The 25,074-nt window shown below is 67.7% G+C and carries 23 protein-coding genes and 1 tRNA gene; 4 read left to right on the top strand and 20 right to left on the bottom strand.

The annotated features are described in order from the left end of the window. Positions 1–137: 137 nt before the first annotated feature. The 3 genes from pepN to KB879_RS04955 all read left to right on the top strand — a co-directional run bounded on the left by pepN (position 138) and on the right by KB879_RS04955 (position 4,174). Entirely contained in the window at positions 138–2,834 is a 2,697-nt protein-coding gene (pepN, locus tag KB879_RS04965) for an aminopeptidase N (protein WP_211980855.1), read from the top strand. A gap of 97 nt (positions 2,835–2,931) precedes the next feature. Continuing rightward, positions 2,932–3,948, top strand: coding sequence for a class 1 fructose-bisphosphatase (locus KB879_RS04960; protein ID WP_013955968.1), 1,017 nt, complete (start codon positions 2,932–2,934; stop codon positions 3,946–3,948). A 150-nt stretch (positions 3,949–4,098) separates the two neighbouring features. Beyond that, a tRNA-Thr gene (locus tag KB879_RS04955) sits at positions 4,099–4,174 on the top strand. Positions 4,175–4,517: 343 nt separating this feature from the next. Here the strand turns inward: KB879_RS04955 and ppk2 are convergent. Continuing rightward, entirely contained in the window at positions 4,518–5,435 is a 918-nt protein-coding gene (gene ppk2, locus KB879_RS04950; protein WP_153956839.1) for a polyphosphate kinase 2, read from the bottom strand. A 128-nt stretch (positions 5,436–5,563) separates the two neighbouring features. Further along, positions 5,564–6,952, bottom strand: a complete 1,389-nt coding sequence (locus tag KB879_RS04945; RefSeq protein ID WP_211980854.1) for an FAD-binding oxidoreductase — start codon at positions 6,950–6,952, stop codon at positions 5,564–5,566. 245 nt (positions 6,953–7,197) lie between these two features. Between KB879_RS04945 and KB879_RS04940 the strand changes: the two genes are divergently transcribed. After that, entirely contained in the window at positions 7,198–8,310 is a 1,113-nt protein-coding gene (locus KB879_RS04940; RefSeq protein WP_371827390.1) for a CapA family protein, read from the top strand. 61 nt (positions 8,311–8,371) lie between these two features. Here the strand turns inward: KB879_RS04940 and KB879_RS04935 are convergent, their stop codons facing one another. The 18 genes from KB879_RS04935 to KB879_RS04850 form a co-directional block, all read right to left on the bottom strand. Then, a complete protein-coding gene (locus KB879_RS04935) occupies positions 8,372–8,527 on the bottom strand; it encodes a hypothetical protein (RefSeq protein ID WP_013955963.1) in 156 nt (51 codons plus the stop codon). A gap of 255 nt (positions 8,528–8,782) precedes the next feature. Continuing rightward, the gene (locus KB879_RS04930) at positions 8,783–10,396 is read right to left on the bottom strand and encodes a DUF342 domain-containing protein (RefSeq protein WP_211980853.1); all 1,614 of its coding nucleotides are present in this window, start codon (positions 10,394–10,396) and stop codon (positions 8,783–8,785) included. Positions 10,397–10,536: 140 nt separating this feature from the next. Then, the gene (locus KB879_RS04925) at positions 10,537–11,343 is read right to left on the bottom strand and encodes a hypothetical protein (protein ID WP_013955961.1); all 807 of its coding nucleotides are present in this window, start codon (positions 11,341–11,343) and stop codon (positions 10,537–10,539) included. Between the two features lie 66 nt (positions 11,344–11,409). Further along, positions 11,410–11,751 (bottom strand): hypothetical protein, encoded by a 342-nt coding sequence (locus KB879_RS04920; protein ID WP_211980852.1) that lies wholly within the window; start codon positions 11,749–11,751, stop codon positions 11,410–11,412. After that, a complete protein-coding gene (locus tag KB879_RS04915) occupies positions 11,748–12,512 on the bottom strand; it encodes a lytic transglycosylase domain-containing protein (protein WP_211980851.1) in 765 nt (254 codons plus the stop codon). The genes KB879_RS04920 and KB879_RS04915 overlap by 4 nt, the downstream gene beginning before the upstream one ends. Further along, a complete protein-coding gene (locus KB879_RS04910; RefSeq protein ID WP_013955958.1) occupies positions 12,512–13,882 on the bottom strand; it encodes an OmpA family protein in 1,371 nt (456 codons plus the stop codon). Before KB879_RS04910 ends, KB879_RS04915 begins: the two co-directional genes overlap by 1 nt. Positions 13,883–13,940: 58 nt before the next feature. Further along, positions 13,941–14,354, bottom strand: a complete 414-nt coding sequence (locus KB879_RS04905; protein WP_238553043.1) for a hypothetical protein — start codon at positions 14,352–14,354, stop codon at positions 13,941–13,943. Positions 14,355–14,477: 123 nt separating this feature from the next. Beyond that, on the bottom strand, positions 14,478–15,188 hold the full coding sequence (locus tag KB879_RS04900; RefSeq protein ID WP_211980850.1) for a TadE family protein: 711 nt from the start codon (positions 15,186–15,188) through the stop codon (positions 14,478–14,480). Then, the gene (locus KB879_RS04895; RefSeq protein WP_211980849.1) at positions 15,185–15,550 is read right to left on the bottom strand and encodes a DUF192 domain-containing protein; all 366 of its coding nucleotides are present in this window, start codon (positions 15,548–15,550) and stop codon (positions 15,185–15,187) included. Before KB879_RS04895 ends, KB879_RS04900 begins: the two co-directional genes overlap by 4 nt. Further along, positions 15,547–16,428 carry a type II secretion system F family protein gene (locus tag KB879_RS04890; RefSeq protein WP_211980848.1) on the bottom strand — a complete coding sequence of 294 codons (882 nt, stop codon included), beginning with the start codon at positions 16,426–16,428 and terminating at the stop codon, positions 15,547–15,549. The genes KB879_RS04895 and KB879_RS04890 overlap by 4 nt, the downstream gene beginning before the upstream one ends. Before the next feature lie 12 nt (positions 16,429–16,440). Continuing rightward, positions 16,441–17,289 carry a type II secretion system F family protein gene (locus tag KB879_RS04885; protein ID WP_211980847.1) on the bottom strand — a complete coding sequence of 283 codons (849 nt, stop codon included), beginning with the start codon at positions 17,287–17,289 and terminating at the stop codon, positions 16,441–16,443. 9 nt (positions 17,290–17,298) lie between these two features. Next, entirely contained in the window at positions 17,299–19,128 is a 1,830-nt protein-coding gene (locus KB879_RS04880; protein ID WP_211980846.1) for an ATPase, T2SS/T4P/T4SS family, read from the bottom strand. 7 nt (positions 19,129–19,135) lie between these two features. Continuing rightward, complete coding sequence (locus tag KB879_RS04875) at positions 19,136–20,677, bottom strand: type II and III secretion system protein family protein (protein ID WP_249221254.1); 1,542 nt, start codon at positions 20,675–20,677, stop codon at positions 19,136–19,138. A 55-nt stretch (positions 20,678–20,732) separates the two neighbouring features. Beyond that, the gene (gene cpaB, locus KB879_RS04870; protein WP_211980845.1) at positions 20,733–21,773 is read right to left on the bottom strand and encodes a Flp pilus assembly protein CpaB; all 1,041 of its coding nucleotides are present in this window, start codon (positions 21,771–21,773) and stop codon (positions 20,733–20,735) included. Positions 21,774–21,815: 42 nt separating this feature from the next. After that, a complete protein-coding gene (locus KB879_RS04865) occupies positions 21,816–21,989 on the bottom strand; it encodes a hypothetical protein (protein ID WP_010809200.1) in 174 nt (57 codons plus the stop codon). Between the two features lie 4 nt (positions 21,990–21,993). After that, positions 21,994–22,707, bottom strand: coding sequence for a hypothetical protein (locus KB879_RS04860; protein WP_249221253.1), 714 nt, complete (start codon positions 22,705–22,707; stop codon positions 21,994–21,996). A gap of 13 nt (positions 22,708–22,720) precedes the next feature. After that, a complete protein-coding gene (locus tag KB879_RS04855) occupies positions 22,721–23,482 on the bottom strand; it encodes a hypothetical protein (RefSeq protein WP_211980843.1) in 762 nt (253 codons plus the stop codon). Between the two features lie 58 nt (positions 23,483–23,540). Beyond that, positions 23,541–25,070, bottom strand: coding sequence for a pilus assembly protein TadG-related protein (locus KB879_RS04850; RefSeq protein ID WP_211980842.1), 1,530 nt, complete (start codon positions 25,068–25,070; stop codon positions 23,541–23,543). Between the last annotated feature and the right edge of the window lie 4 nt (positions 25,071–25,074).

Raw genomic sequence — 25,074 nt, 5'->3', positions numbered from 1 at the left:
CGCAGCATGCCGATGCCGTGCTGCGCCGGGCCGCGCCCCGACCCCTTGGCTACAATGAGGACTTCAGCGCCATGCTTCGCTGCCGCGCGCATGGCCCGCCCCCTTTCCTAACGGTCTTCCGAAGACAGGATCTTTCCATGCTGCGCACCGACACGCCCGTTACCGTCTATCGCAAGGACTATACCCCGCCGCCGTTCGCCATCGACCACGCCGAGCTGGTGCTGGACCTCGATCCCCAGCGCACCGTGGTCACCAGCACGCTGCGCTTCGCGCGCCAGGCCGGCGCGCCCGACGCACCGCTGGTGCTGGCCGGCGAGGAACTCGAACTGATCGGCGTCAGCCTGGAGGGCAAGCCGGTCGCCAACGCGACCCAGGATGCCGGCACGCTGACCATCCCCGGCCTGCCGGCGCAGGGCACGCTGGAGATCACCACGGCGTGCCAGCCCGCGGCCAATACCACGCTGTCGGGCCTGTACGTGTCCAACGGCAACTTCTTCACCCAGTGCGAAGCCGAGGGCTTTCGCCGCATCACCTACTTCCTGGACCGCCCCGACGTGATGGCGACCTACCGCGTCACGCTGCGCGCCGACCGCGCCGCCTATCCGGTGCTGCTGTCCAACGGCAACCTGGTGAGCCAGCGAGAACTGCCCGACGGCCGCCACGAAGCCGTGTGGGAAGACCCCTTCCGCAAGCCGGCCTACCTGTTCGCGCTGGTCGCGGGCAAGCTCGAATGCATCGAGGAACGGATCCAGTCCGCCTCCGGCAAGGACAAGCTGCTGCAGGTCTGGGTCGAGGCGCGCGACCTCGACAAGACCCGCCACGCTATGGATTCGCTGATCCATTCGATCCGCTGGGACGAGCGCCGCTTCGGGCTGGAACTTGACCTGGATCGCTTCATGATCGTCGCCGTGGGCGACTTCAACATGGGCGCGATGGAGAACAAGGGCCTGAACATCTTCAACACCAAGTACGTGCTGGCCAACGCGCAGACCGCCACCGACACGGACTTCGCCAATATCGAGGCGGTGGTCGGCCATGAGTACTTCCACAACTGGACCGGCAACCGCGTGACCTGCCGCGACTGGTTCCAGCTTTCGCTCAAGGAAGGCCTGACGGTGTTCCGCGACCAGGAGTTCTCGGCCGACATGATGGGCTCGGAATCCGGCCGCGCGGTCAAGCGCATCGAGGACGTTCGCGTGCTGCGCCAGGTGCAGTTCCCCGAGGACGCCGGCCCGATGGCGCACCCGGTGCGCCCCGACAGCTATGAAGAGATCAACAACTTCTACACGGTCACCGTGTACGAGAAAGGCGCCGAAGTCGTGCGCATGTACCAGACCCTGCTCGGCCGCGAGGGCTTCCGCAAGGGCATGGACCTGTACTTCCAGCGCCATGACGGCCAGGCCGTCACCTGCGACGACTTCCGTGCGGCAATGGCCGATGCCAACGGCCGCGACCTGAGCCAGTTCGGCCTGTGGTACAGCCAGGCCGGCACCCCGGTGGTGACGGCGCGCACGGACTGGAACGGCGACGACGGCAGCCTGACGCTGACGCTGTCGCAGCGCTGCCCCAAGGTCGGCATCGAGACCCGCGCCGGCACGCCCGAGAAGCAGCCCTTCCATATCCCGTTCGCGCTCGGACTGCTTGGCGCAGACGGCAAGGACCTGCCGCTGCAGCTCGAAGGCGAAAGCACGCCCGGAGCGACCACGCGCGTGCTCGACTTCACGCAGGCCGAGCAGCGCTTCCGCTTCATCAACCTGCCGCGCGGCGCCAGTGCCCCGCTGCCCTCGCTGCTGCGCAACTTCTCGGCGCCGGTGATCGTCGATGCCGAGTACACCGACGCGCAGCTGACCTTCCAGCTGTCGCACGACAGCGACGCCTTCAACCGCTGGGAAGCCGGCCAGCGCCTGGCCACGCGCGCGCTGCTGCAGATGGTGGCAGACGTGCAGGCCGGGCGCGAGCTCAAGCTCGAGCCCGCGCTGGTGCAGGCCATGGGCGCCGTGCTGACCGACGACACGCTCAATCCCGCCTTCCGCGAACAGGCGCTGGTGCTGCCCGCCGAGGCCTACCTGGCTGAGCGCATGGGCGTGGCCGATCCCGCCGCCATCCACCGCGCCCGCCAGTTCATGCGCGAAGGCCTGGCGCGCGCGCTGCAGGCCGACTGGCTCGCCGCCTACGAGGGCAACGCCACGCCGGGCAACTACTCGCCCGATGCCACATCCGCCGCCAGGCGCGCACTGCGCAACCTTGCGCTCGGCTACCTGGCCGACAGCGGCGACGCCGCGATGCAGGCGCTGGCCGAGCAGCAGTACCAGAACGCCGACAACATGACTGACCGCTTCGCCGCGCTGTCGGCGCTGGTCAACAGTTTCGCCCCCGGGCGCGAGCATGCGCTGGCGGACTTCTACGAGCGCTTCGAGGACGACCCGCTGGTGATCGACAAATGGTTCTCGCTGCAAGGCATGCAGCGCGGTGAAGTCGGCCCGCACGCCGGCAAGCGCACCATCGACACCGTGCTCGCGCTGATGGAGCACCCCGCCTTCAACCTGCGCAACCCCAACCGCGCGCGTTCGCTCATCTTCAGCTTCTGCTCCGGCAACCCGGCGCAGTTCCACGCCCAGGACGGCTCGGGCTACCGTTTCTGGGCCGACCAGGTGCTGGCGCTCGATGCCATCAACCCGCAAGTGGCCGCGCGCCTGGCGCGGGTGATGGACCGCTGGCAGAAATACGAACTGGCGCTGCGCGACCGCATGCGCGCCGAACTGGAACGCGTCGCCGCCAGCAGCACGCTGTCGCGCGACGTGCGCGAGATCGTCGGCAAGGCGCTCGCGGCCTGAGCGGCGGGAACGACACAGGGAGGCCCGCCAACGCCCCCTTTGCCCGGCCAAGCGCGGCCGGGCATGTAGAATTGCGGCCATCCAAGGAGAACCAACCATGACTCGCATCAGCCTCACCCGCTACCTGGTCGAGGAGCAGCGCAAGCACAACACGATCCAGCCCGAACTGCGGCTGCTGATCGAAGTGGTCGCGCGCGCCTGCAAGGCCATTTCCAACGCCGTCAGCAAGGGCGCCCTCGCCGGCGTGCTGGGCTCGGCCGGCACCGGCAACGTCCAGGGCGAAACCCAGCAGAAGCTGGACGTGATCGCCAATGAAGTGCTGCTCGACGCCAACGAATGGGGCGGCCACCTCGCCGCCATGGCGTCGGAAGAAATGGAATCGTTCTACGAGATTCCCAACCGCTACCCGAAGGGCGAATACCTGCTGATGTTCGACCCGCTGGACGGCTCGTCGAACATTGACGTCAATGTCTCGATCGGCACCATCTTCTCGGTGCTGCACATGCCCAAGCCGGGCCAGACCGTGACCGAGGCCGACTTCATGCAGCCCGGCACCCACCAGGTCGCCGCCGGCTACGCCGTATACGGCCCGCAGACCACGCTGGTGCTGACCGTCGGCAACGGCGTGCACATGTTCACGCTCGACCGCGAGGCAGGCAGCTTCGTGCTGACGCACTCCAACGTGACGATCCCGGACGACACCAAGGAATTCGCCATCAACATGTCGAACATGCGCCACTGGGCCCCGCCCGTGCGCCGCTATATCGACGAATGCCTGGCCGGCGAAGAAGGCCCGCGCGGCAAGAACTTCAACATGCGCTGGGTCGCCTCGATGGTTGCGGACGTGCACCGCATCCTGACCCGCGGCGGCGTCTTCATGTACCCGTGGGACAAGCGCGAGCCGGAAAAACCGGGCAAGCTGCGCCTGATGTACGAAGCCAACCCGATGGCCATGCTGGTCGAACAGGCCGGCGGCGCCGCCACCAACGGCCACCAGCGCATCATGGACGTGCAGCCCGAAAAACTGCACCAGCGCGTCTCCGTGATCCTGGGCTCCAAGAACGAAGTGGAACGCGTCACCCGCTACCACCTGGAAGCCGAAGGCAAGGCCTGATTCCGGCCGCGCGGCAACAGGACGGGGCGCCCAGGTGGCGCCCCGTTTTCTTTCGGCCCCGGCCGGATGGCACGGGCGACACAAAAGGGGTTCACAAGGCGGAAAAACGCTGCTACTATTGCGGGCTGTTCCAGTTCACCGGAACATGTTGCCGAAGTAGCTCAGTCGGTAGAGCAGCTCATTCGTAATGAGAAGGTCGGGGGTTCGATTCCTCTCTTCGGCACCACAGAATTCCAGGGCATCGCCCACACAAGCCAACCCGGACAGCGTCACGCTCTCCGGGTTTTTTGTTGCCTGGGATCCGGCAAAGCCGGCGGTGGCAGCGGGCGCCCCAGCCGTTGCGCCCACCAGTAGCGGAAGGGATGATCTAAATCGGGATAAAGCACCGGCTGGCTGAAGCAGCCGGCACGCTTCATCAGAAGGTAGGCAGCAAGCATGGCCGCCCAAAAAACTAGCAGTTCCACGATAACGGCCACCCTTGGATTTACAGGTGGCTGTTTTCATTATAGGTAGCCGTCTACCGCAGGGGGACGATGGCGCACCCCGTGCAAACCCTAGGGTCTGATTCCTCAATACACATCCGGCACGATCATCTCCTTCGGCACCGGTTGCCGCACATAGTCCTCATGCCGTTCGCGCCCCGGCAGCACCACGCTGGGCGCCTCTACGTCCGCATAGGGGACCTGGCTCAGCAGGTGATGGATGCAGTTCAGCCGTGCGCGCTTCTTGTCGTCGGCCTGCACCACCCACCACGGCGCTTCGGCAATGTGCGTGCGCTCGAGCATGATTTCCTTGGCCTTGGTGTAGTCCTCCCAGCGGCGCTGCGATTCCAGGTCCATCGGGCTCAGCTTCCACTGCTTGAGCGGATCGTGGATGCGGCTGAGGAAGCGCAGACGCTGTTCGTCGTGGGTGATCGAGAACCAGTACTTGATCACCTGGATGCCGGAGCGCACCAGCATCTTTTCGAACTCGGGCACGGAGCGGAAGAACTCTTCATACTGCTCGTCAGAGCAGAAGCCCATCACGCGTTCGACGCCGGCGCGGTTGTACCAGCTGCGGTCGAACAGCACGATCTCGCCGGCGGCGGGCAAGTGCGCCACGTAGCGCTGGAAGTACCACTGGGTGCGTTCGCGGTCGTTGGGCGCGGGCAGCGCCGCCACGCGGCAGACGCGCGGGTTCAGGCGCTGCGTGATGCGCTTGATCACGCCGCCCTTGCCGGCAGCGTCGCGTCCTTCGAAGATGATGACGATCTTGTGCCCGGTGGCGGCCACCCAGCTCTGCAGCCGCACCAGTTCGCCCTGCAGGCGGAACAGCTCGCGGAAATAGTGGCGGCGGCTGTCCTGCTCGGCCTCGTCGTCCAGGTGCACCGGATCGCCGAAGGCCTCGCTGGCTTCGCGGTCGTCCAGTTCCAGTTCGATCTCTTCGTCGTAGTAGTCGGCCACCTCGTTGTGGATGCGCCGCACCAATTCTGCTTCGCCCGGTCTCATCTGATCTGCTCCCTGTGGATACAACGCGGTCGCGGCGATACTCGCATGCCAGTATTGCAGCCGCGTGAAAACGGGGCAGGCCACCCGCCCTGCCCCGCCTTCCTGCCTGTCCCTGCAGGTTACGCCAGTTACGCCGCTGGATTGATGTTGTGGTTATGGCGGAACAGGTTGCCCGGATCGTAGCGCCGCTTCACCTCGACCAGCCGGTCGTAGTTGGGCCCGTAGGCCGCGCCAATGCGGTCGGTTTCTTCCTGCGTCAGGAAGTTCACATAGACGCTGCCCAGTGCAAAGGGCGCTGCCGCGCGGAACACTTCACGGGCCCAGCTGATGCACTTGTCGTCGTCAGCGGGCGCGTCCCAGCGCCCGTGCAGGTTCATGATGAAGTTGGCGTCGCGGCTGGCGTAGGCAGTCGCGTCAGGCGCGACGCGGTTGGTCTGCCCGCCCATGGCGCCGATAAAGACTTCGCATTGCGGCGAGGGCAGCTTTCCGATCTGCTCGATCAGCATCGTGATCAGGCCGTCGTCCAGCCCGGCGAAGTTGTGCGATTTCCAGTAATTGCGCGCGCCCGGCGTCAGCAAGGGGTCGAACGCCTGCTGCCATGCCGTAAGCGGCATGGGACCGACATGCTCGCCGTAGGGCGTGCCGAGCTTGCGCAAAGGCTCGACCAGTTCGGGGCCTTTGTCAGGCGGGCCGATATAGCAGATCGCCAGTGCCGCGATCGGCTTACCGTGCGCCTCGGGCGGCAGGAACGGCAGCGGCGGCGCCTGGCGCAGCACCACCCAGACGGTCAGCTCGTCCGGCATCGACTTGAACAGTTCACGATAGGCGGGCAGCACCGCGGCGGCCTGTTCCAGCGGATAGACGATCAGCCCGCCATAGACCTCGGGGCCGACCGGGTGCAGCCGGAACTCGAACATCGTCACCACGCCGAAGTTGCCGCCGCCGCCGCGTAGCGCCCAGAACAGGTCGGCGTTCTCGTCGGCGCTGGCGCGCACCAGCTTGCCGTCGGCAGTCACGACCTGTGCCGACACCAGGTTGTCGACGGTGGTGCCGAACTTGCGGCTGAGCCAGCCGAAGCCGCCGCCGAGCGTCAGCCCGGCCACGCCGGTGGTGGAGTTGATGCCCAGTGGCGTGGCGAGGCCAAAGGCCTGCGCTTCATGGTCGAAATCGCGCAGTGTGGCGCCAGGCTCCACGAAGCCACGTTGCGCGTGGGGATCGATGCGCACGGATTTCATCTGCGACAGGTCCAGCACCATGCCATCCTCGCAGATCGCCAGCCCGCCGATATTGTGGCCGCCGCCGCGTATCGACAGCAGCACGCCATGGTCGCGCGCGAAGTTGACCGCGGCGATCACGTCTGCAGCGCCCGCGGCCTGCACGATCAGTGGCGGACGGCGGTCGATCATCGCGTTCCAGATGCGGCGCGCTTCGTCGTAGCCGCTGTCGTCCGGCTGCAGCAGGCGCCCGCGCAGCTGTGTCTTGAGTGCCTCAATGTGTTCCTGCGATGGCTGGGCCATAGTGTGCCTCCCGATGCTGGTTGGAAACATCGGACGGCGCGCGGCGTCTGGGTGCAGGGAAATGGCCACGAGGACCGATGACTACATCATTTAAGGCAGGCACCACCTAAATGTAAATGGGGCTCTGGCCCCACGCGCACAATCTCCATGGCAAGTGCCGCAACGCGATCATGCCGCGCCGCCACCCTGCCGGCCTATCATGAATGAACAGCCGGCATGGCGCCCTCGCGCCGTCCGTCTGCGCCATGAACACAGCCAGCCACCCTCCCCTGTTCCTGTGCGGCGACGTAATGACCGGGCGCGGCATCGACCAGATCCTCGCGCATCCCAGCCAGCCGCTGCTGCATGAATCGTATGTGCATTCCGCGCTCGACTACGTGCGCCTGGCCGAGCACAAGGCCGGCCCGATCGCGCGCCCCGCCTCGCCGGAATACCCGTGGGGCGATGCCCTGGCGGAACTGGAAAGCCGTGTTGCGCGGCCGCGCATCGTCAACCTGGAAACCGCCATCACCACCAGCGACGATGCCTGGCCCGGCAAGGCGGTGCACTATCGCATGCATCCGGGCAATATCGCCTGCCTGCAGGCCGCCGGCATCGACTGTGCGGTGCTGGCCAACAACCATGTGATGGACTGGGGCCGCGCGGGCCTGACGGATACGCTGGCGGCGCTCGACGGCGCGCATATCGCGCATGCCGGCGCCGGCCCCGACGAGGCGAGCGCGGCGCACGCCGTACAGCTGCCGCTGCCCGGCGGCGGCCGCGTGCTGGTGCTGGCCCTCGCCATGGAAAATGCCGGCACCCCGGCGGCGTGGCGCGCCAGCGCCGGACATTCCGGCGTGAACCTGCTGGAAGACTGGTCCGTTGCCTCGCGCGAACGCATTGCCGCACAGGTGCGCAAGCTCAGGCGTGCCGGCGACGTCGTGGTGGTATCGATCCACTGGGGCCCGAACTGGGGCTACCACATCGACCCCGCGCAACGCGCCTTCGCCCGCGGGCTGGTGGAAAGCGGCGAAATCGACATTGTGCACGGGCATTCCTCGCATCATCCGCTGGGGATTGAGCTGCATGCCGGCAAGCCGATCCTGTACGGCTGCGGCGATTTCATCAACGATTACGAAGGCATCGGTGGCTACGACGAATACCGGCCGGACCTGGCGCTGATGGCCTTCGTCAGCTTCGATGCCGGCGGCAGCGCCGACCTGCGGCTGGTGCCGTTGCGGCGCAGCCATTTCCGTCTGGCCTACGCGCGCGAAGTGGATATGACGTGGCTGCAGGCCATGTTTGAAGACGAGGGACGGGCACTCGGCACCCGGGTGGAGCGAAGCGGATTGCATGAACTGCGCTTGTGGGCCGCATGAGCCTCAGTCCATGAAAAAGCCCGCCGTGGCGGCGGGCTGCACGAAATCGAATCGCCAGGCGTCAGTGGCGATGGATCATGTGATCAAACCATGTGCGCACTGACTGCTCCTGCTGCTGCAGCAGCGTCGGGTTCTTTTCCCGCAACATCCAGATGGTAAATGCGGCGCACGCAACAAGGGCGATCAGGACCAGCGCGGTAATCAAGGTGGCGGCCATAGCAACCTCCTTTGGATAATGGTTGCACCTTCAGTGTAGTTCGCCTGGCAGCCATCACGGAAAACAGAAAGGCCAGCCTTGATGGCTGGCCTTCCGGTTATTCCAGTGCCACGTGAGTTGGTTCCGTGTAACGCTTCCGCAGAGTGCTGATCCGCTTCTTCATTCACTGCCCGACTCTAGCTCTCTCGCCCATCCTGCGGCACCCCAGGACATAACTGCAGCATAGTACAAATCCCCGCGGATAACAGCGCGCGTTCAGCTGACGGCGATGCGGTCGTCGACCAGACGTATCTGGCCGCCAGGCTTGTCTTCCATCACTTTGAGCACGCGGCTGCCAACCTGCAGCGTGACGCCGCCATGGATGCGGCGCGCGGCGTCGATCACGGCCTCGGCGGCCGGCTGCATCTGCTGCCCCAGTTCGGTCAGGCGTGCCTCCAGCTCGAACAGATCGCGCGACAGCTTGAACAGTGTCGCGCGCGCCTTTTCGCGCAGGTCACCCACGGCCTTCTCGGGATGCTTGGCAAAGAAATCCACCAGCTGCTTGACCTTGTTCTGCTCTGCCAGCATGCGGCGGCGCTCGGCTTCCAGCGCGGCGCGCTGTGCGTCGGCAAAAGGATTCAGGCCGACCTGGATGCTGGTGGCGGTGCCGGCAGGTGCGCCCAGCACCGCGGCGCGCACCGCCAGCAAGGCACGGCTGCGGCCGCCGCTGATGCTGCCCTGCGCGCCGGTGCCGCCCACCACGATGCGCTCGCCGGCAGCAACATCGCTCTGCCGGATGCCGCTTTCGACGTTGACCTCGGTGCCGGCCTCGACCACGGCGTTCTCGATAAAGCGCGCCTTCACCGCGCCCTTGCAGCGCACACTGGCGCGGCTGATGCCGCCTTCGGCGCGGCCGGTGTCGGCCTTGCCGATGATGCCGCCCTTGACGATGACATTGCCGCCGGCCTCGACGTTGGCGGCTTCGATGGTGCCCTCGACCACCACGTCGCCGCTGACATTGACCGACATGCCGGTGCGGATATCGCCCGACACGCGCAGCGTGCCGTCGAACGCCACGTTGCCTGAGTGCAGGTCAACCGAGTCCACCTGCACCACCGGGCTGACCGAGATGCCGTGCACGCCCACCACCGGCGATCCTGCGATCACCGCGCGCAGCAGCTCCGGATCGTCGGCATCGGCGGCAGCGCCGGTCAGGCCTTCGGCAAAGGGCGGATCATCGACCGGATCGGCGGCGACGGGCTTGCCGAATACGTCGATGCCGTCATTGCCATGCACTGCCGGGATGCGCCGCATCAGCGGCGTGCCGGGGCTGACCAGCAGCAGGTTGCCCAGGTCGCGCAGGTCGACCTTGCCGGCCTCGTCGTCAGGCTGCGCCGGCTTGCGCGGTTCGAGCAGGTTGATAAAGCGCGCCGGCTCACCCTGGCGCGGCGCGACGCCGGCGGCAATGGTGCGCAGCTCGCAACGGCCTTCGGCCAGCGCGGCGTCCAATGCCAGGGTCTGGACCGGTGCCACCACGCCGCGTTCGGCCACGGCGCGACGGATGTCCTCCGCGCTGACCGGGCGGCCGCCTTCGGCTGGCAGCAGCGTCAGCCGCACGGCCAGGCCGTCGGCGGTGATGTCGAGCTCGAAGGCGCCGTCGATCAGCGCACCGATGGTGGCATCGATCTCATGCTCGGCCCGCTGGCATTGCGCCAGGAACTGCGCCACCGCGCGCGCATCCAGCCGCGCGCCGGCCCAGCCCAGGCTGTCCAGGCATTGGCGCAGGCTGGCCTGGTCCGGCGGCAGCCTGCCCGGCTGCGGCGTGTAGCGCGCATGCACCTGCTCGCCTGGCTCGGCAAGTTCCAGGCGCAAACCCGACTCATGCGTCATGCGTCCCCTGAATCGTCTTGTGGAGCCGCGCGGCGGGTGCCGGCGCTCCGCTTGTTATCGATCCATAACCAACGGCAGCCGCGCGGAGAACTTTAGCGCACAGCACCCCGCGTGGGGGGATGATCCGGACGATGCCCGGGTTATCTGACCGAGACCACCTCGATGGTGCCGGTCTGGCCGTTCTGCACGACCTCCTGCTTCATGACCAGGCCCATGTCGGGGCAGTACCAGTCCGTGACGCTGGCGGTCGCCGGCGGCACCGACACGGTGTGGCCCGCCACGGTGACCGGCGCCATGGTCGTGCTGCGCTCGTAGCGGACCGGCCAGCAGGATTTCTGGCCGAGGCGGGTGGGAATGGTCGCGCGCTTGCCGACGACCTTGCCGCCGATGGTGACCTTGGCGGACGGGATCTTGGCCTGGCCGGCGCTCTGGCCGGCGGCGGTCATCTGCAGGTCCATGCGCACGGTCTGCGACTCGCCCGGCAGCCGCTGCCCTTCCGCTTCAATGACGCCGCCGTAGGCCAGCGTGCCGACCGCGCTGCTGTCGAGCATGCCCGATGCCGTGCCGGCGGCGCTCTTGCCCTCGACCTTGCCCGGCGCGCCGCCGCGCGAGATGGTCAGGCGGTCTTCGATCACCGCCATGGTGTAGTCCAGCCGCGTCTCGTTGGCTGAGCCGGCCGCGGCCACATTCGACACGACGCTGATATTGGCATTGCACTGGCCCTTGCCCGACTTGCGCACGCCGGACACGGACATGGTCGCCGTGCCCGGCGCACCGCCCTGCATGGTCATGCGGATCTCGCCGCCGTCATGCATCCACGGCGCATCGCAGACGCCGGCCGCAGCGGCTGCCGGGAGCAGCAGCGCAGCCAGGGCCAGGCTTGCGCCAAGCGCCGTGCGGCGGTCGAGGGATTGACGCGCGGTCGCGCGGTCGGATTTCTTCGGCATCTGTCGCCTCTCCATTAGGGTCTGTTCAACAAGGCGCCGGCACGCTGGCGCTGCGGCGGACAGGCGTCAATCCTTGCACTGCGGCATGTCGCGGAAGCTGTCGCGCACCGTCGCACAGGACTGCGCCAGGCCATCCTTGTCGGAGACGCCGGCCCAGCGCGTGCGGATCGATTCCAGCTCGCCGGGCAGCCCGTCGCGCAGGGTCTGGGCGGCCGCGGCCTGCCCCGACTTGTCGAGCTTGGCCGCCATGTTCTCGGTGCAGGCGCGTTGCGCGGCCTCGGCTTCCTGGCAGGCTTTCGGCAAGGCATCGCTGGCCGCGGCGGAACGCCCTTCGTCCTTGCCACAGCTGGCAACGGCCAGCGCCAGCATGACCGGCAGGCAGGCACGCGGGATCCAGTACGACTTCATGATTTCTCCTTTTTCTTCACCACGGAGGCGGGGGTTTTCTGGAACGAGACGATGACCAGACCGCTTCGCTGCGCCGGCGCCGCCGGCTGGCGCAAGGGCGCCGCGGCGCTGTCGTCCTGGCCGCCGCGCAAGCGCGCATAGCGACCCAGCACCTGCGGCACGTAGGCCTGGGTCTCGGCAAACGGAGGGATGCGCGACCCGTGGCGCAGCACCGCGCCTTCGCCCGCGTTGTAGGCCGCCAGGGCCAGGCTGGTGTCGCCGTTGAAGCGCGACAACAAGCCGCCCAGGTAGGACGCACCGCCCTGCAGGTTCTGGGCCGGATCATAGGCATCGGTCACGCCCAGCATGCGTGCCGTGGCCGGCATCAGCTGCGTCAGGCCGATGGCACCCTTGACGGAGGTGGCTTGCGGGTTCCAGCCTGACTCCACCTCCACCATGGCCATCAGCAGATGCGGGTCCACTGCCGCGGCCTGCGCCGCGCGATGCGCGAGGGCAACCAGCTCAGAGGGTGGGGATTTGCCAGCGACGACGGCAGCCTTTGCCACCGGCTGCGTCGGCAGCCCAATAAACGCCCGCGCCGGCAACGCAGCGGGCGCCGCAGTGGGAGCCACTTCTGCCGTCCCGGCGCTGCGCGACGTAAGGAAGGTCACGCCGCTGCCGCGGTCGGCATGCATGACGATCTCGGCGCCGGCCGGCACCGCGCCAGCCAGCAGCATTGCCGCCACCACACCGCGCGCCGGCGCGGCCACAAGCGCTGGCATCACTGCTTGGCCAGCTCCACGCGGCGGTTCTGCGCGCGGCCGAATGGCGTGTCGTTGGGCATTAGCGGATGGGTGGCGCCATAGCCCTTGGCATCGAGGCGGTCGGCGGGCACGCCGGCGCTTTCCAGGTAGCGCTTGACGGCGGCGGCGCGGCGCTCGGACAGCGGCTGGTTGCGCGCGTCGCCACCGGTGCTGTCGGTATGCCCCTCCACGCGCAGGCGCCAGTCGGGATGCGCCAGCACCGCCTTGGCGGCACGGTCCAGCAGCGGCCGGGCCGCCGCGCTCAGCACGTCGGAATCGGTTTCGAAGTTGACGCCGTAGAGTTGCACGCGGCCTGCGCCTTCAAGGGCCTGGCCGATGGGATCGGGGGCGGCCTCGGCCTTCGGGAAGCACGGCGGCGCCTGGTCCGCCAGGCGCCAGCCGCCGGCTTCGCGCACGCTGTCGAAGGTGCGCGCATCGCCCTTCACCAGCGCGGCGTAGGCATGGCTGCCGTCCGGGCTGAATGCCATTGCGCCCTTCTCCGGCGCGCCCTCGGTGGTGCGCCGGAAGGCCAGCAGGGCGCCGTTTTCCAGCCCGCCGGAAATCGTGCCCAGCACCTGCGTGATCTTCATCTGCTTGTTGCTGTAGTCGCCTTCCACATAGCAGCCTTCCACCGCCGCGCCGTCCTGGTGAAGCAGCACGTAGCCGGACGAACCGAATTCCACCGGGAACTGGTAGATGCCGCCCACCTGGCGCACCTTGTCGGCCGCGGCCTCGGGCTTGCCATAGGCCATGAACTGCTGCAGGCCGATCTGGCCCTCGTCCTGGTCGCCCGACCAGCGGTTGCCGGTAAGCGTCAGGCGCAGTGCCCCGGCCTTGACGGGCTGAGCCAGCGGCACGCGGGTATCGTAGCCGTCCTGCCCCGGCAGATCCGCATCGTAGATCACGGTCCAGGGGCCTTGCGTGCCGCCGGCGGAGGCTTCGACGCGGGCATGGCGCGCATTGCTGCGCGCCCCGGCATCGGACAGGCCGCGAAAGCGCAGCACGTCGACAGATGACGCCTGCGCCAGCGCAATCACCAGCTCCTGCCGGCTGCCGTTGCGCATAAAGCCGGCATGGTCCGGAATCTCATTGAGCAGCGGATACCACGAGCGGTCTTCCTTGTCGCGGTTGACCACGAATGCACCGGACCACAGGCCGGCAACGTTGGTTTGCGCGGGCGTCGCCGGCGCCGATGCCGCGGGTTGGGCCGAGGCCGCTGCGGGCGCGGGCTGCGCATCGCCTTGCGCAGCGGCGCTGTCAGCGGGCTTCTTCTTGCAACCGGCCATGGCCAGCAAGGCCACGACGCCCAGGCCGATGGCGGCCTTGCGGGTCGTCAGTCCAAACGTCATTCCCTTCAAGGTACTTCCCCTTCTTCTTTTTGTGATGCCGGCCTGTCCGGTGCGCGCCTCAATGCGGGGCGCGCATCAGCATGTCGATCTTCTGCAGCCGCGCGCGGACTTCGCGCTCGAGCGGCGCCAGCGTTTCCGGGCTGGCACCGGCCTTGCTGGCGCGCGCGTAATTCGCGATCGCCTCGTTCATGCCGCGCTGCTCTTCGGCCAGCGCACGCTTGACCAGCTCGCGCTCATCGCTGGCCGCCACGCTCGGAATCGCCGCCTGCGCGGCACCCGCGACGGCGGCCTGCGCGAGGTCGGGCGCGTTGCCGCGTCCGGACAGCGCCGACGCCTGTGGCGCGGAAGCCGGCACGGCGCTGCTTGCGGCCGGCGGCGCACGTCGCGTGGTGATGATCTGCACGCCTTCGGAGCGCGACACCTCCATCGCCGCCAGCGCCGGTTGGGGCACGAACCCGAGGTTACACAACAACAGCAACGCCAAACAACCCCGCTTCGGCAATTTTGTCGACCTTGTCGATTCTGGCATCGGTGTCTTCGGGCTTATCCCGGCAAATTTTCACAAATACTTACAAAAATGGCGGCTGCGGGCCCGTCAGTTTCCACGGTATGGCGATTGCATCCGCACGATCGCCTCGGACTCGAGCGGGATGCGCCATTCCGACGCCAGCGTGGCCCGTCCGGTGCAGAAATTGGGCGTGGTCGGGACCTCCATGCCACCGTACGCACCCGTCGCAACAAAATTCCGGATGCCGTTGACCAGCGAGTAGATGGTGCGGTCGGCAAATGGCACGAACATTTCATAGCAGTACGTGACCCGGATTTTCAGCAGGTTGGCGTCCTGGATATTGAGGCCCGAGGACGGCCCCGCGCTGGTGGCGCGGTACATCAGGCTGTCGTTGGGGATCTCCCGCGTGGTCTTGCCGGCGTAATAGCCGCTTCGCCCGAAATCCTGTAGCGCCGCCGGCGTCGGGTTCAGCACATCGATCCTGGCCTGGGTGCGGGCTTCGAACTGGGCCTTGGCATAGCCGGTGGCATGCGCGGTACGGTCGGCAGAGCGCACGAACAGCGGCGTCAGCCCCAGTGCCAGCCCCTTGCGCATGCTGGCCAGCCGCCCGTGGTCGACGGCGCCTTCGCGCGCGGCCTGCAAGGCGGCGTGGTCGAGCGTGGCCTTGGCCTGGTACAGCAGCCCGAACTGGATCACGCCCAGGCACAGCAGCAGCAGCGCCGGCGCGATGATCAGGAACTCCACCGCGGACTGTCCCCGTGCCCCGCGCCGCGCCGCATGCATCGGCTTGTGGCTCATGGTCTCTCCTCCCGCATCTCCAGGGTCTGGCCCGGCGCAATCCCCAGCGCCGCCGCGCGCCCCGCGCCAAGCTCGAGCGTCTGGCGCGCGCGCCAGTGGCCACGCACTCGCTGGCGCCCGACGCACGGGTGCACGGCCAGCACGCGCTGCCGCTTGTCGAGAAACACCACGTCGATCGCCATGCGCATGCCAAAGGTGTGTACCGCGCCGCAGGGGGATAGCAGCAGGGCTTCGTCCGGCGCCATGGATTCGCGGCCGAGCAGCCCCGCCATGCGTTCGCGCGCGGTGGCGGCCACCGACACGCGCACGCCGGTGTCGAGCGTTCCGTGGCTGGCCCGCAGGTAGAGGCGCGCCTGCCTCACAGCAGCCCTTCCTGCATGAACTTCATCACGATCGGGAAGCCGAGCACGATGAAGGTGACCGGGAAGATGAACACCACCAGCGGAAAGATCAGCTTGACCGGCGCTTCCATTGCCTGCTTCTCCGCGCGCTGGAAGCGCTCGGTGCGCCGCTGCTCCGACTGGAAGCGCAGCGTGGCGGCCAGCCCCGAGCCCATGCGCTCCGCCTGGATCACGGCACCGACGAAATTGGTGACCTCCTTCACGCGCAAGCGGTCATCCATGCGGCGCAGCGCATCGGCGCGACTCAGGCCGGACTTCAGGTCGCGCAGCACGTGCTCGAACTCGCGCCGCAGCGGGCCCTCCGGCCCCTTCTCAACCGCCTGCAGCAGGGCGCCGTTGATGTTCAGGCCGGCCTCCACGCTCAGTGTCAGGAAATCCAGAAACACCGGCAGGTGGCGCGTGATCTGCAGCAGGTTGCGCTTGCGCACGTCGCGCAGCCAGATGCGCGGATAGAAGAAGCCCAGCGCGCCGGCGGCAAGCAACAGCAGCGGCGAGAACAGGCCCAGCCCCAGCATGGCAATGCCCGCCAGCAGGCAGAACGCCAGCGCCGAAACGATCGACAGCGACAGGAACTGGCGCGCCGTCATCAGGAACGACATGCCCGTCAGGCGCAGCTGCTCGTCCACCGCGGCGCGCAGCGACTTCGGCGTGATCCAGACGAAATGGTGGTCGAAGAAGCGCACCACCGGCCAGACCGCGCGCAGCGACGGCGGCAGCGGGTCGAGGTAGTCGCGCGCCTCGTCGGGCACGACCACGGTGAGGCGGCGCATGGCCATGGTGGTGGCGGCGAGCACGCCGACTAGGCCGGCGGCAAGTGCGAAGGCAACAACAAGCATCATGGTCGGCCCCGGTCAGACATCGATATGGGTGATCTTGCTAATCGCCTTGTAGCCAAGCATCTCCATCACCGCGATCACGGACAGCGTGCCCCATCCGATCGGCGAATTGAACAGCGGTGCCATCGCCACCGGCTCCATGTGGTTCAGCACCACGATCAGGAACAGCGGCAAGCCCGTCATCACCAGGCCCTGCATCTTGCCCTGCGCGGTCAGCGCGCGGATCTTGCCTTCCATCTGGTGCTTCTCGCGCAGCGTGCGCGCCACCGACTCCAGCGTCTCGGCCAGGTTGCCGCCCACCTCGCGCGAGATCGTGATGGCTGCGGTCACCATCAGGAAATCGGGCACCGGGATGCGCTTTTCCATATTGCGCAGCGCATCCATCAGGTCCACGCCAAGCCGGACTTCGCGCATCAGCAGGTCGAACTCCTGCGAGATCGGCGGGCGCGACTCGGCCACCACGCTTTCCAGCGCCATCGGGAAGCTGGCGCCGGCGCGCAGCGCGCTCGACATCATCAGCAGCGCATCCGGCATCTGGTCTTCGATGGCCATCAGGCGCTTGCGCTGCATCTTCTTCACCAGCGCGCGCGGCAGCAGCAGGCTCACCGGAATGCTGAGCACCGCGAAGAACACGTTCTGCGATACCAGCCAGGTCAGCAGCGGCAGCGCGAATACCGCCACCACCGAGATGCCGGCCACCTGCCGCATATTGATGAAGATGAAGAGATCGGCCAGCGATGCCTCGACCTCGGTCGCCAGCGTCTGCGTGTGCCGCACGAACCAGCGCTTGCCCTGCGACAGCACGGCCCAAGCAATCAGCACGGTCATCAGGAAGGCGCCGCACAGCACCAGCGCAAGGTTCATATCGCCTCCTTACTCGTCGTGGGCGGTGAAGATGCCCGTATTGACCTGGATGCCGCGCCGGATCAGGTCCTGGTAGAAATCCGGGATATATGAGGTGGCGACATAGCGCCCCTTGACCTTCCCGTCGGCACCGTAGCCTTCCTCGCGGAACATGAACACGTCCTGCAACTGCACCACGCCCGTTTCCATGCCGCTGACCTCGGTGATATGCGTCACGCGCCGCGAGCCGCAGGAAAAACGGGTCTGCTGCACGATCACGTCGACCGCCGAGCAGACCTGCTCGCGAATGGCCTGCACCGGCAGGTCCAGCCCCGCCATCAGCGTCATCACCTCAAGACGCGACAGGCAGTCCCGCGGCGAGTTGGCGTGGGCCGTGGTCAGCGAGCCGTCATGGCCGGTGTTCATGGCCTGCAGCATGTCCAGCGCTTCCCCGCCGCGGCATTCGCCGACGACGATTCGGTCCGGGCGCATGCGCAGGCAGTTCTTGACCAGGTCGCGGATCGTCACCGCGCCCTTGCCTTCCATATTTGGCGGCCGCGCTTCCAGCGACACCAGGTTGGGCTGCGACAGCTGCAGCTCGGCCGCATCCTCGACCGTGACGATGCGTTCGTCGTCTGGGATAAAGCTCGACAGCACGTTCAGCAGCGTGGTCTTGCCCGAGCCCGTGCCGCCGGAGATCACGATATTCGCGCGCCGCTCCACGGCGGTGCGCAGGAACTCCAGCATCTCGGGCGACAGCGACCCGAAGCCGACCAGGTCCTCGCCCCTGAGCTTTTTTCGCGAGAACTTCCGGATGGTGATGTTCGGCCCCTTGAGGGCGAGCGGCGGGATCACCGCGTTCACGCGCGAGCCATCGGGCAGGCGCGCATCGACCATCGGCGAGCTTTCATCGATGCGCCGTCCCAGCGGCGCAACGATGCGCTCGATGGCGCCCAGCACGGCGCGGTCGTCGGTAAAGATCACCGGTGAACGCGTCAGCCTGCCGGCACGCTCGACAAAGATCTCGTCATGGCAGTTGACCATGATTTCCGAGACCGCGTCGTCGTCCAGCAGCTCTTCAAGCGGACCCAGCCCGATCACTTCGTCGAAGACGCTATGCTTGAGCGCATCCAGCGGGATCTCCTGGCTGCGGAACACGCTCTCCTTCAGGATGTCATCCAGCAGCGAGCCCACCAGTTCGCGCAGTTCGTCCTCGTCCATGCGCGCGACATTCACGCGGCGCAGGTCGAGTGCCGCGATCAGACGCTGGTGCGCCTGCTTGCGCAGTTCCACGCCGCGCAGCGAGTTGATCGGCGCGCGCAATGCCTCGTCGGCCGGCGGTATCGGCGCAGGCCCCGGCGGCCTGGGTGCGGGCATGGCGTCGCGCAGCACCGGCACGCTTGCCTGGGGCGATGCCGCCTCCGTCACCGCCTCCCGTGGCGGCGACGGAGGCGGCACAGGCTTGGGCACCGACACCGCCGCTTGAGGCGCCGGAGCATCCCGCTGCGGTTGGGTGTGGTTCTGCTGCGGCGGCGATGGCTGCGCCGCCGCGCCTGTTCCCGCACGTCCCGGCTCGGCTACGACCGACATCACGAACCCGCCGATCTCGATCTGGTCGGCCGCCGCCAGCGGGCCATAGCGCGTGATCGGGTCGCCGTTGATCAGCGTCGAGGCAATGCCGCCCTGATCCTCGATATACCAGCCACCGTTGTGTCCTTCGATGCGGGCGTGGATCTTGCCGATCAGCAGGCCCTTGAGGACGATGTCGCAGCCAGGATCCTTGCCGATGGTGCAGCCCGGCCCCTTGACATGGATCACTTCGGCGCTGCCATTGCGCTGCTGCAGGCGGATATTGAGCATGGCCGGATCAGCCCCCGTTCATCGGGTCGACGCCGGGCGGCGGCAGCGGCGGCCGCTTCTGCTCCATCACTTCTTGCTCGCGCACGGCATTCGCCGCGGGCAGCGGGCTCGGCTCGCCGAAGCGGTGGCGGTAATTGGCATCGACATCAGCACCACGCTGCAGCAGCGCGCCGTTTTCCGGGCTGGCCGGGTCATAGACGACGGGGGTGACAAAGATCACCAGATCGCTCTTGTTGTTGCGGAATTCGTCGGAACGGAACAATCGCCCGAGGATGGGAATGCTGCCCAGCAGCGGCACCTTGTCGACGGCCTTGGACGCGTCGGCATTGACCAGCCCCGAGATTGCCAGCGTTTCGCCCGCGCGGATCGAGGTCTCGGAGGTGGTGCGGCGCGTCAGGAATGCCGGGAAGCCGCCGAACGATACCGACGGATCGATCTGGCTGATCTCGGTTTCCAGCGTGGTGGAGATGACGTTGTCGACGTTCACCGCCGGGCGGATGTTGAGCTTGATCCCGTACGGCTTGTAGTCCACGTCGGTGGTGCCGAACGCCCCGGCCTTGGGAATCGGCACTTCGCCTCCGGCCAGGAAGGTGGCCAGCCCGCCGCTCTTGCTGTTGAGTTCCGGCGCGGCGAGCACGTAGGCATCGCCATCGGAGATGGCCAGGTTGATGCGCGAGAAGATGGTCGTGGCAATGCCGAGATAGAAACCGCTGGCGGCGCCGGCCACCTGGCTCGGGGTATCGGTGAAGGTGGCCGCATCGGTGGACGGCAGCGTCCGATAGCGCCCGGTGTGCACCGGATTGCCCGCGAAGGCGATCTGCGGCCCGTTGAAGCTCTGCTGCCAGGCAATGCCCAGCTTCTCCATGCCGCGCCGGGTGATCTCCATGATGTGGACCTTGAAGTGCACGGTCTTCTTCAGGGCATCCCCCTCGTCGGCGCGCACCAGGTTGACCACGCTGTCCAGGCCCGAGGTGGCGGTTTTGATCAGCGGCACCATCTGCGGATCGACGATGCCCGACAGCACCACGCTGGGGCCCACCACCTCGATCTTCAGTCCGCGCACGCTGCCCAGCGACGCCCGCAGGCGCTGGGCCACGTCGGCGGTATCGGCCGGCGCCACGCGCAGCTTGCCCTGCAGCGCCACGCCGCGCTCGTTCCAGACAATCAGGCTGGTGGTGCCGATTTCCTCGGCCAGCAGCAGCAGGCGGCCATCGACCACCGTGCTGCTGACAAGCGCGCCGTTGCCGATGGCCACGCGCTTGATGGTGCCCGGCACCTCGAGCGCGCGCACCTCGCCCTTGAACAGCTCGATCGCGCCAAAGCGCGCCGGCACCTCGTACGACGGCGGCTGAGCGCCAGTGCGGGCCGCGGTGGTCACGGGCTCGGCGGCCCAGGCCCCCGAGGCCAATGCGGCTGCCGCCAGTGCTGCCATCCCCGCGCGCGCCGCATGGCGCGCGCCCTTACCCGTTTTCCCGTCCGGTGCTCTGTGTACCGTGACCGCCTGCAGGCACGCGGCGTTGCCGCCGGGCTGCGCGAAAGACCCATCCATTGCGTGTTCCGTCAGTTGGTGTTCTGGATAATCTGATGTCGTGCGGCGGCCACGCTCAACGCGAGGCCGGCCGGCCCGCCATGGCGTTGGCGGCGTTGGCAACCGCGCCCTGCTGGGCCTGGGCGATGCCGCCCGCGGAACCGCCCATGGAACCCCCATTGGCCAGCGCCGAAGAAATGGCGTTGCCGATGTCCTGCGCGGTAGGCAGCTTGGAGATCATGTTGGCGCCCGCGGAACGGCCACCGACGATGTATTCGATGGCCGCTTCGTCGCCACCGGCAAAGAGCGCGTGCTCGCTGACCGCGATCTGCGGGGTCGCGGTCTTATCGGCCGCATTGCGCAGCACCGCGCGCAGGCTGCCGACCTTCTGCGCCAGCGCCAGCCGCGCCGCCTGTTCTGGCGACACCATCAGCGTGAGGCTGTCGTAGTCAGGGTTGGTCTCCATGCCCTCCGCGCCCTCCGCGCCCTCCGCGGCCTGCGCCGCCATGGCTTCGCCATAGTCGCGCGGGCGCACGTCCTGGCCGGTGGCCAGCACCAGCATGTCCGACATCAGCAGGCGCGCGGTCTGCTTGTCGGTGCCTGCCGCGGTGGGCGAGGTAGAGCTGATCAGGAACAGGTCGACATGGTTGCCCGGCTTGAGCATCTTGGCCGTCGAATTGACCATGTCGACCTCGATGGTGAAGGCGCGCTTGCCGGGCTTGAGCAGGTCGGAGAAATCGCGCGACTGCAGCGCTTCCACGTCCGCGCGCCGCACCGGCTGGCCCTGCCGCACCTTGCGCACCAGGCGCAGGTTCGCCACCTTGTCGAAGCTGCTCGCCAGGATCATGTCTTCGTAGACCAGGTCGGCCGGGATCTCCCGCGCCGCGAAGCCATTGCCGTCGATCATCGTGCCCGGCGCAGCGTTGCGCACCGGCACCATGACGGCCACGCGGCGGCCCTCGTTCAGCTGCGCGGCCAGTTGCTCTTTCAGTGCCGCTTCGCGCCCGCTCAGGAAGCGGTAGATCCACAGCGTCAGCAGGCCGGCGACCAGCACGGCGATGACAAGGACGACCCAGGGATTCCCGATGATTGAATGAATCTTGATTTTCTTCAGCATGAATGTGCTTGCAGTGGCCAGACGCCGCCCGGTGGCGGTGCGTCAGGGAAGTGACAGGGAAAAGCTGTACGCCTGAAAGAAGGACCTGAACGCCGCGGCCAGCATGCTGATGACCGAGTTGTCGCCACCGGCGACCAGCACGGCAACGACCAGCAGCGTGATGACGATGTATTCGAACGCGGCCTGCCCGCGCTGGCGCCTGCTACGGATTGCCATCGCCCTACTCCGGCCGCGCCACGGTGATCACCGCGTCGGTCTGGCCGGCGCGGTCGACAAAGGTGGCATCCATGCGTTCCTGCTGCCGCTGCATGGCCAGCGTCAGGCCCTCGATGCGGCCGGAGCCATCGGCCATGGGCGCGGGCATCTGCACCACCGAACTCCAGCCCTGCGCCGCCAGCCGGTCGGCGGCGCGCTGCCGCGCGCCCTGCGCGTTGCCCGGCAGCCGGACCACCAGGGTGCGCCCGCGCTGGCCGCGGTCCGTGCTCTGGACATCCGACAGGACCTTGGCGCCGGGCGGCAGGCCCAGCTCGCCCAGCCCGGCGCCGGACGCCACTGGCGCCAGCTTGCTGACCGAGAAGATGCCCGCCACATACCCGCCCGGCGCGGGCCTGGGTTCCAGCGACAGCACATAGTGGCAAAGCCCGTCGATCGCGCTCAGCACGTACTGGCCGCCGGCCCGCTGGCCGCGCGCCGGCACGCCTTCACGGGTCCAGTACTGGCGCCATGCGTCCGACACCGCTTCGGCGGTGCCGGCAAACTCCATCGTCAGCACCCGCGTGGGCAGGCCGTTGACCACCATGTCGGTGCCAACTGCATGCGCCCTGGCAGGCGCAACCGGCTGCCGGGTGCAGTCTGTCGCGGTCGCTGCCGCGGCGGACCAGGCGAGCGCAGACGGCAGCAGCGCGGCCAGGCAGCGCATCAGGACGCCATGCATGCAGCCTCTCATCTCAACGGGCCCCCAGGCGGTCGGCGGGGACCACGTCGGGCTGGATGCGGCCCAGGTCCAGTTGCAGGATTTCCGGCCCGAAGGCGGCCAGCCCGACGGTCAGCGCGGTGTCGATCACGCCGCCCTTGCTGGTGGGCACCGCTTCCTTGATCACGGCAAGCGTGCCGTTGCGCCCCTCGGGCGTCCAGGCGTTGGTCAGCAGCACGGTGTGGTCCTGCATGCCGAAGCCGGTCCAGCCCGGCCACAGCGCGCGCAGGGCCGCGTTGTCGCCGGCGACGGACAACCCCACCTCGGCCCGGTAGAGGTTGCGCGTGGCCAGGTCAAAGCCGGCGCTGACCGCGTTGGCCGCACCCATGGCGGCCGTGATCGGCTTGAGCGTGGCGGCCGGCGTCTCGTCGACGCCGCTGCCCAGGGTCACGTCGGCATAGTTGCGCAGCATGTCCACGCCGGCATGGTCCTTCCACATCGGCGCCATGCCGCCGGGCAGCCGGCGCGCCGTGCGGTCGTTCGACGCCAGCGCGGCCTGGTCGTGCCCCAGTACGCGCTGCACGAACTCGCTGCGGATCTCTTCGTCGCCCTTGCTGGCGAAGCTCCCGTGTGACGCGCGCCAGCCCGGATCGACGGTCCACACCGTGCGCTCCCATCCGGCATAGCGCGAGGCCATCAGCGCCTTGTTGCGCACGTCGCTGAACTTGCCCAGCATCGCCATGCCGAGAAACAGCACGCCGAGCACCGTCATCGCGGCGATCACGAATTCGATCATTGCCTGTCCGGCTGCCCGGTTCGGCCTGGCTGGCCTGCGCATGCGCATCTCCGCTCCCTCAGTTGCCCTGTGCCGCGATCGCGGCAACACGTTCGAGATCGCTGGTCTGCGTCAGCGATGCCTGCCAGTACGGATTGAAGAGGCTCGGGTATTCCACGCGCGAATCGGCACGCCGCCACCCCGCCGCGCTGCGCAGCGCACCCGCCATACCGCCGCTGTCGGTCGGGCGGATAAAGTACGCGCTGCCGCTGGCAAGCGCGCGCATCATGCCGCCGGCCATGCGTTCGTCCAGCGTCAGGCGATCGCCGCCCGGCAGCACGCGCGAACTGGTGACGACTGAAGTGTCCTGGCGCTGCGCCTCGATCGTGATCGAAGGCGCGCGGTTGAAATCGTCCACGGGCCCGGTGCCGGGCTTGGGCTGGTTGCTCAGGTCGGCGTACTCCTGCAGCCCCGCGGGCTTGTTGTGCAGGGTCTTGCCAGGACCCGACGAGTACTGCATCTGCGCGGCGATCAGCGTCAGCGGGTTCAGCAGCGAACCGCCGAAGTTGCTGTAGCCACCATAGCCGGAGCGGCCCGAATAGCGCCCGCCCGGCCCATTGGCCGCGCCGCCGCGCCCGACACTGGACACGGTGGGAATCGCAAACCCGACCGGGCCGGCCGGCGTGGCCCAGACACAGGCAAGCGTGCCGTTGGCCTGCGAAGCATCGAGTGCTTCCCAGCCCTTCTTGTCGCGGCGCAAATGCGTACCGCCATCATGCGTGACGACGGTCACCATGATGGCCACCACCGCGCCCTTGCAGCCCTTGTAGGCGGTCGGGACCGCCGTCGGCGAGCGCGGCGAGCCGCGGTCCTTCAGGAAGCCGTCGAGCGTGGCGCCGTCGGTGGTGACGTCGGCAAAGCGGTCCTTGCCGGTGGCCGAACCCTGCTTGGGGTTCTGCGGATCGGTCACGGTGGTGAACTTGGTCCAGCGGGCCAGCTGCACGCCGTAACGCGGGCCGAAGAAGTAGCCGGAACTGACCGTCGAATCCGGCTGGTTGCGCTTGGCGACTTCGTCGGTCACCAGCGGCACCGCGGCGATGGTGCCGGCGTGGTAGGCGTGCTGCGCCATGCTGAGCGCGGCGATGATGTCATCGAGCCCGGTCACCAGCGGCGGCAGCAGCGTGTTCAGGGCGGATCGCACCGGTGTGATCGCGGCCTTGCCGAGTTGCTTGGGCGTGGTCCACAGCAACTGCCCGTCGGAGAAGATCTTAACCAGCGTGTCGATCCAGGTGTTGTCCGTGTAGGTGCCCTTCAGCTCATCGATCCACGACTTGAGGCTCACGGCCTGCGCCACGGCCACCTGGTTGGCCACCATCGCGCGGTTCGCGTAGGCGGCAAAGTTGTAGTCGCGCGCCTGCAGCACCGCGGCGCTATAGGCCGCTGCGTCCGCCGTGTTCTGGAGCTTGGTCTTGGCGCTGGTCAGCTGGCTCGCGTTGAAGGCGAGATACAGGGCCAGCCCGCCAATGGCGAGGAACACCAGCGCGAAGGCGAGTGCCTGACCGCGCTGGCCGGGGCGGCTGCGTCGATGCGCAAGACCTGTTTTGCCCATGTTC

Source organism: Cupriavidus sp. KK10, from assembly GCF_018223725.1.
Classification (GTDB): Bacteria; Pseudomonadota; Gammaproteobacteria; order Burkholderiales; family Burkholderiaceae; genus Cupriavidus; species Cupriavidus necator.
The sequence above is the reverse complement of the archived record's forward strand: the minus strand, read 5'-3'. Positions and strand labels throughout refer to the sequence as shown.

Bases quoted from the DNA above. Each gene is read 5' to 3' on its own strand.
- KB879_RS04925 (WP_013955961.1), bottom strand. From the start codon at position 11,343: ATGCCGAAGAAATCCGACCGCGCGACCGCGCGTCAATCCCTCGACCGC.
- KB879_RS04880 (WP_211980846.1), bottom strand. From the start codon at position 19,128: ATGCTCAATATCCGCCTGCAGCAGCGCAATGGCAGCGCCGAAGTGATC.
- pepN (WP_211980855.1), top strand. From the start codon at position 138: ATGCTGCGCACCGACACGCCCGTTACCGTCTATCGCAAGGACTATACC.
- KB879_RS04860 (WP_249221253.1), bottom strand. From the start codon at position 22,707: ATGCATGGCGTCCTGATGCGCTGCCTGGCCGCGCTGCTGCCGTCTGCG.
- KB879_RS04900 (WP_211980850.1), bottom strand. From the start codon at position 15,188: ATGAGCCACAAGCCGATGCATGCGGCGCGGCGCGGGGCACGGGGACAG.
- KB879_RS04930 (WP_211980853.1), bottom strand. From the start codon at position 10,396: ATGACGCATGAGTCGGGTTTGCGCCTGGAACTTGCCGAGCCAGGCGAG.
- KB879_RS04915 (WP_211980851.1), bottom strand. From the start codon at position 12,512: ATGCCAGCGCTTGTGGCCGCGCCGGCGCGCGGTGTGGTGGCGGCAATG.
- ppk2 (WP_153956839.1), bottom strand. From the start codon at position 5,435: ATGAGACCGGGCGAAGCAGAATTGGTGCGGCGCATCCACAACGAGGTG.
- KB879_RS04935 (WP_013955963.1), bottom strand. From the start codon at position 8,527: ATGGCCGCCACCTTGATTACCGCGCTGGTCCTGATCGCCCTTGTTGCG.
- KB879_RS04920 (WP_211980852.1), bottom strand. From the start codon at position 11,751: ATGAAGTCGTACTGGATCCCGCGTGCCTGCCTGCCGGTCATGCTGGCG.
- KB879_RS04885 (WP_211980847.1), bottom strand. From the start codon at position 17,289: ATGAACCTTGCGCTGGTGCTGTGCGGCGCCTTCCTGATGACCGTGCTG.
- KB879_RS04940 (WP_371827390.1), top strand. From the start codon at position 7,198: ATGAACACAGCCAGCCACCCTCCCCTGTTCCTGTGCGGCGACGTAATG.
- KB879_RS04865 (WP_010809200.1), bottom strand. From the start codon at position 21,989: ATGGCAATCCGTAGCAGGCGCCAGCGCGGGCAGGCCGCGTTCGAATAC.
- KB879_RS04855 (WP_211980843.1), bottom strand. From the start codon at position 23,482: ATGATCGAATTCGTGATCGCCGCGATGACGGTGCTCGGCGTGCTGTTT.
- cpaB (WP_211980845.1), bottom strand. From the start codon at position 21,773: ATGCTGAAGAAAATCAAGATTCATTCAATCATCGGGAATCCCTGGGTC.
- KB879_RS04910 (WP_013955958.1), bottom strand. From the start codon at position 13,882: ATGACGTTTGGACTGACGACCCGCAAGGCCGCCATCGGCCTGGGCGTC.
- KB879_RS04945 (WP_211980854.1), bottom strand. From the start codon at position 6,952: ATGGCCCAGCCATCGCAGGAACACATTGAGGCACTCAAGACACAGCTG.
- KB879_RS04960 (WP_013955968.1), top strand. From the start codon at position 2,932: ATGACTCGCATCAGCCTCACCCGCTACCTGGTCGAGGAGCAGCGCAAG.
- KB879_RS04890 (WP_211980848.1), bottom strand. From the start codon at position 16,428: ATGATGCTTGTTGTTGCCTTCGCACTTGCCGCCGGCCTAGTCGGCGTG.
- KB879_RS04850 (WP_211980842.1), bottom strand. From the start codon at position 25,070: ATGGGCAAAACAGGTCTTGCGCATCGACGCAGCCGCCCCGGCCAGCGC.
- KB879_RS04875 (WP_249221254.1), bottom strand. From the start codon at position 20,677: ATGGATGGGTCTTTCGCGCAGCCCGGCGGCAACGCCGCGTGCCTGCAG.